The organism is Clostridium sp., assembly GCF_051650885.1.
Classification (GTDB): Bacteria; Bacillota; Clostridia; order Clostridiales; family Clostridiaceae; genus Clostridium.
Map to the genome: position 1 here is coordinate 1 of NZ_JBOFRG010000135.1, position 5,076 is coordinate 5,076.

Annotated in this window: 3 protein-coding genes; all 3 read left to right on the forward strand. The window is 31.9% G+C overall.

What is annotated here, in order from left to right; genetic code table 11:
- Positions 1 to 903: peptidase U32 family protein (locus ACRC28_RS06525; RefSeq protein WP_438542644.1), on the forward strand; the 903-nt coding region annotated here is incomplete at its 5' end.
- 103 nt (positions 904 to 1,006) lie between these two features.
- Positions 1,007 to 3,247 carry an SdrD B-like domain-containing protein gene (locus tag ACRC28_RS06530; protein WP_438542645.1) on the forward strand — a complete coding sequence of 747 codons (2,241 nt, stop codon included), beginning with the start codon at positions 1,007 to 1,009 and terminating at the stop codon, positions 3,245 to 3,247.
- 65 nt (positions 3,248 to 3,312) lie between these two features.
- Positions 3,313 to 4,908: a hypothetical protein gene (locus ACRC28_RS06535; protein WP_438542646.1), complete on the forward strand. Its 1,596-nt coding sequence runs from the start codon at positions 3,313 to 3,315 to the stop codon at positions 4,906 to 4,908.
- Positions 4,909 to 5,076: the final 168 nt, after the last annotated feature.

Below are 5,076 nucleotides of genomic sequence, written 5' to 3' on the forward strand. Positions count from 1 at the left end.
TTACCAATACATATAAGTACACAAGCTAATACAATGAACTATGAAGCATGTAATGTTTGGGAAAGCTTAGGTGCTGAAAGAGTAGTTCTTGGGCGTGAGTGTTCTTTAGAAGAAATAAAAACTATAAGAGAAAATATAAGTCCTGAACTTGAACTAGAAGCCTTTGTACATGGTTCAATGTGTATAGCTTATTCAGGAAGATGTCTTTTATCAAGCTATATGGCAGGAAGACAATCAAATCTTGGTGCTTGTTCTCAGTCTTGTAGATGGAACTATGCATTAGTAGAAGAAAAAAGACCAAATGAATATTTCCCAATAAGTGAGGACTCTAATGGAACATACATAATGAACTCAAAAGACCTTTGTATGATAGACCACCTTCCTGAGCTTTTAAATGCAGGAATATCATCTTTAAAAATTGAAGGAAGAAATAAAAGTGAGTATTATGTTGCACTTGTAGTTAATGCATACAGACAAGCAATTGATATGTATTATAATGACCCTGAAAATTACAAGCTTCCAAGAGATTATAAAGATGAATTAGATAAGGTTAATCATAGAAAATATGATACAGGTTTCTTCTTTAGAGAGCCTAGAGAAGATGGTATTATATATGATTCAAACTTCCATATTAAAGATTATGATATGGTAGCTAGAGTTCTTTCATATGATGAAAAGACTTCTATTGCAACATGTATCCAAAGAAATAAATTTGTTAAAGGTGAAACTTTAGAAGTTTTAGCACCTGGAACTATAAATCAAAGCTTTGTAGCTGAAGAGATTTATGATGAAAAAGGTAATGAGCTAGATATGTGTCAACATCCAAATATGATATTTAAAATTAAAACTCCATTTAAGCTTGAAGAAGATGATTTCTTTAGAGCAAGAGTTATTAGAAAATAATATTTTAAAAACCGCTTCTTAATAAAGGAGTGGTTTTTTTAAGTCCCATAAAGGTTACTCTAAAATATAATACTAGTGTATAAAACTTTTTAAGGAGAATTTTATGACAGCTAAATTAAGAGGCCTAGTCTTTGAAGATACAAATGATAATACAAGATATGATACTGGAGAGCCTGGCATTCCAAACGTTATAGTTACCTTATATGATGGGACTTCTTGCACTACTACATTAACTGATGTAGATGGCTTCTATACTTTTGATATTACTAAAGCTGGCACCTATACAATTTATGAAACTTGTGAAACACCTGATGCTTGCCCTCCAACCTTTTGTAATCAACCTAAAGGATACACTTGCTCTAATACAAAAAGAAAGGCAAAATTCACAGTACTAGATGCTCAAATAATAAATAATACGGTAATCGCAGCTTTTAATTTTGGACATACAAAGGTTGAGTCTATACCTTGTGAAGCTAATGGATTTCAGATAGCTGATGGAAGCCTTTATTATATAAATATGATTACAGGAAAATCAGTAAAGAAAGGTACTCCAGGCGGTGGAAATGCCTTAGCCTATGAACCTAATTCTGAGAAGTTATTTTATATCCAAGGAAGCTCTGTGTCACGTATAAATGGTGATATGTCTACAACTACACTTGATACATTTTTTGGTTCTATAATAGCCACTATGGATGAAAAAGGACGTATGCTTATGCCAAGTGGTGGGAATGTTGCTTGGAAGATGATGAATCAAGAATCTCCTGAATTTTTAGAACAAGGGGTTATCCCAGTTTCTGGAACTATGTCTATGCAAGCAGATTGGTGCTATAACCCTGTAGACAAAAAAATCCATACAGGATATCAAACTATAGATATAAGCTCTGGAACAGGGGTTATAACAGCAGTAACTTACACACCAGTTGTACATGGTGGAGTAGGCGCTGCTTTTTCTGATAAAGATGGTTATGACTATTGGCTTCAAAATGCTACAGGAAATATTATGAGGACTATTTTAACAACGCCTACAACAGGAAAAGCAATTCAATTTAGTAAAACAGTTCCAGCTAGTTCAAATGATGGTGCTTCTTGTATTTTTGCAAGTCTTAGTCCAGACTTTGGTGATTGTCCTGATACTGGGACCTTACCACTATCAAAAGGTAATTACAGAACCTTATTTGAGAAAGATGGTCCTAGACATGCGTATAACAAAAGACTAATCTTTGGTGCAGGATGCACTCAGGAACCAGAAGCACTTCAAAATTCTGATGCTACTGGAGATTCTTTAGATGATGGTCTTGTAACACCTCTTCCAAAGCTTAGGCAAAGTGCATTAACATATGAACTTGATGTTAGTGTTACAAATTGGATAGGCTATGACGCCTATGTATATGCTTGGATTGACTTTAACACTGATGGAGTATTTTCAGGAAATGAAGCCGCCGACCCTTTAGTTATTCCATCTGATTTAAATACAAACCCTAGAACATTTAAATTAAAGTTTAACATTCTAAACAATGGCACTATGCAAAAGGGAATGACCTTTTTAAGAATGCGATTAACAACTGAAACCCTTGTAAATAGAAATTTAAATGATTTAACTTTAGAAGACACTCGAAGCTATGGTGTAGCAGAAGATGGGGAAGTTGAAGATTATTCTTTAGAAGTTGGCTCAAATCCAGTTGCAACTATAAAAAAATCAGTAGATAAAGATGTGGCAGAAATAGGAGAGGAAATAATCTACACATTTGTTGTTTCTAATGTTGGAGATATTACAATTAGAGATGTTGTTATAAAAGATACCCTTCCTATAAATTCATTTTTAATAGACAGTCCATCTGGTGGACAAACGGGTCCTAGTACAGGAAATACAATTCTAACTTTAACTTTTCCTAATTTAAATCCAAATGAAAGCAGTACAGTAACTTTTAAGGTTAAAGCTACTGATACAGTTCCATCTGATATTTTACTAAATGATGGAGTATTAAATTTCTTTTCAGGAGATACTGGTGATACAAATACTTACGGAAATCTTAGTAATATAGTTTCTACTAAAATTCTTCCATTAATTCCTCTTGAAATAATAAAATATGTTGATAAAAAATATGTTGATTTAGGAGAAACTATAACCTACACAATAGTTATGACTAATAAAAATAGAATACCATCAGTAGATAATATTTTTAAAGATACAATTCCTAAGTATACAAGCTTTGTAAATAACTCTTTTACAGATGACGGCATATCTAAACCAGGCAATGTTCAAGTTGGAATACCTGTTACAGATATTCCGCCAAAAGGCGTTAAAACAGTAACATTTCAAGTTAGAGTAAATAGTAGCTTTTAATTCCATTATGTCCTTTTTTTGCATAAAATGTATGATAAAGAAGAAAAAAAGGAGGGTTTAAAGTTATGGCAATACAAACAAGTAATATGGCAAATATATATTATAAGTATGCTTCTAACACTACTGTTTATAGTGGAAATTCAGCTTCTAATAGCTCCGTAGTCTATATATTAGATAGTGGTGTCTCATTAACTAAATCAGTTGATAAGCTTAGTGCTAATTTATTAGATACTGTAACCTATACAATTGCTATTAAAAATGTTGGTACCGATACTATAACTAATATGATTATTATTGATACACTTCCAACTGGTTTAACTTTCAATCAAGGTTCCTTAACCTACAATGGAGCAGCCTTTGGAAGTTCTGATATAACTTTAGGTGTTACAATTCCAAGCTTAAATGTTGGAAGTACTACAACACTTACATTTATATCTACTGTTTCTAGTGCAGTAACACCTATAGCAACTAATGTGGCTAAGGGAAATTATGTAGTTACTGCTGGTGCGAGTACTATCCCAGTTTCAACTATGTCAAATGGAGCATCAATTTCAATAATTAATAAGAGTATTTCATTTATGAAATTCCAATCCACCTCAACAATGAATATTGGTGATACTGGCGTATATTCATTTATTATAAGTAATACTGGAAATGTTCCAATTAGCAATATTTATATTACTGATACAGTTCCAGCTGGATTAAGTTTTGTTCCTGGAACTTTAAGAATTAATGGTATAGAAACTGTTGGAACACCAGAAACAGGAATTTTCTTTGGAAATTTAAATCCAAATGAAGGAATCCTAGTGTCATATAGCTTTACAGCAGTTTCTACCCCAAATGGTGGTGTTATAAATAATACTGCTAATATGTATTATGATTATATAAATGGGCAAAATGTAATAGTTCATGATACAACTCCATCAAATCAAACAACTTTGAAAATTGAAGATGTTCAAGTTTTTGCACTTCAATCTGCAAGTAAGACAGATGTTATGGTCGGGGATACAGTAACCTATACTGTTAATGTTCAAAATTTAGGAACTGTTGATATAACCAAAGTTTTAGCTTATGCAACAGTTCCACTTTTTAGCTTAGCATATATCCCAAATTCCTTATTTATTGATGGTGTTAATGTTCCAGATCAAAATATTATTACTGGTATATCACTTCCTGACCTTTTAGCAAATGGAATAACTACTGTAAGTCTTACTGTCCAAGTTCTAAACGATTCAGTTAAAGATATCCTAACTATTTTCGATATTTATTTTGATGCGAATGTAAGTCCATATAGTTTAACTCCATATGATTTTGCACCATTAAGTACCACACTTCCTGGGTATAATTATATTGCAAAAAGTAATCCATGGAATCTATATATCTTAAATCCTAATTTATCTACAACTAAAAGTGCAAACAATCAAAATGTTAAAGTTGGAGATGAAGTAATCTATACAATTGCCTTAAAAAATACTGGTAGTGATATTTTAAGTAATATGGTCTTTTATGATACTATGCCTTCAGGTATAACTTTTATGAGTGGATATTTAAGTATCTCAGGAACAAGTTTACCATTAAGTAATCCAAGTTTTGGAATAACATTACCTAACTCATTATCACCAAATGAAACCGTAACTATAACTTTAGTTGGAAAAGCCTAAAAAAAACCCACATTAAATTTTTAATGTGGGGTTTTATATTTAAAAGAATTTAACATCAACAAGCATAGTAACACATTTATATACCGTCCTACAGTCTTGTTTTATAGCGTAAACATCCTCAATGTAAGGAGTAACTGAATATTTTTTCTTTCTTATAAGGTCACAAAT